The following is a 1,285-nucleotide window of genomic DNA, read 5'->3' as shown; positions in this document are numbered from 1 at the left end:
TTTTTTGTTTGCGTGCCCAGCTAAGCTGGGCACTGCTTGCTGGTGAAAGTCCAGTCTAGGTAAGAGCCAAGTCGCCTAGTAGCTGACAGGCAACTGGTGGAGAAATCCTAAGGTTGAAGCCCTGTGACAAAGTAACTTCTACTAGAAGTGCGAGCGAATCAACAGACCGTAACATAAAGTGAACCTTGCCGCCTCGTTAAAAGCAACCTAGCAATAGGACAAAGGGAAGTCGAGCCTGGAGACAATAGGCGAAGACCATGGAAGATGTGAAGAACTTGGAAATGCGCCATCGAAGAATCCCTCGGGGTAAGGAGGACGGTATGTTGAGAAAGTAGTGTCAGGAACTGGGGAGACCCTCCTTTACCCTTTCTTTCAGAAAGGAGAGAGGAAACCTATAAGCATATGCGAAATGGTGGACTGTAAAGAGGGAGTCGGAGGAGGTCATAGTACCAAATATCATAACGACAACACAACGTTATGTAGGGAAGGACCTCTACTTTGTTCATAAGTTGGAAGGAGGTAAGAGTGAGTGAATGCTGGAAAACTAGCTAACTACACCGATGTAAAAGCTCAAGAACTTTGGAAGACTTTATATCTTTGTGCCAAAGAAAGTTCAAGTCGTAGGTTTCATGCGTTGTATGACAAAATATATCGTCCTGATATATTGGCTGAAGCATGGCGAAGGGTAAAGCGGAATAGAGGAAGTGGCGGAGTGGATGGACAGACAATTGAGGAAATCGTTCACCAATATGGAGAACGCAACTTTCTAAATGAATTGTACAAAGAACTCAAAAGTAAGTCTTATCATCCGCAAACTGTGAGAAGAATCTATATCCCAAAGGGTGATGGAAAACAAAGACCACTTGGAATTCCCACGATTAAAGATAGAGTCGTACAAATGGCAACAAAATTAGTCATTGAACCTATCTTTGAAGCTGATTTTCAAGACTGTTCGTATGGATTTCGCCCGAAACGAAACGCACATCAAGCGATATCGAAGATACGAAAAGCGAGTAAAACATCTCACTGGATTATAGATGTAGACATACAAGGCTACTTTGACAGTATAAATCATGACAAATTGATGAGGCTTGTAGAAAGAAGAATCAGTGACCGAAGAGTGTTAAAACTCATTAGAAAATGGCTGGAAGCGGGAATCATGGAACATGCGCAATTTCATGAAACGACAGTAGGTACACCACAAGGTGGTGTGATATCTCCTTTACTTTCTAATATATATTTAAACTATATGGATACCATTTGGGAAAAGAAGTGTAAACACCTT

The 1,285-nt window shown here is 41.9% G+C and carries 1 protein-coding gene; it reads left to right on the top strand.

Translation table 11 applies throughout. The features are described 5' to 3' along the window. Positions 1–529 precede the first annotated feature (529 nt). A partial coding sequence (ltrA, locus tag MR115_RS29485; RefSeq protein WP_242243843.1) for a group II intron reverse transcriptase/maturase occupies positions 530–1,285 on the top strand: 756 nt, incomplete at its 3' end.

Origin of the sequence: Bacillus cereus group sp. BfR-BA-01309 (assembly GCF_022664315.1) — a bacterium.
In the GTDB taxonomy this organism is placed as follows: domain Bacteria; phylum Bacillota; class Bacilli; order Bacillales; family Bacillaceae_G; genus Bacillus_A; species Bacillus_A mobilis.
The sequence above is the reverse complement of the archived record's forward strand: the minus strand, read 5'-3'. Positions and strand labels throughout refer to the sequence as shown.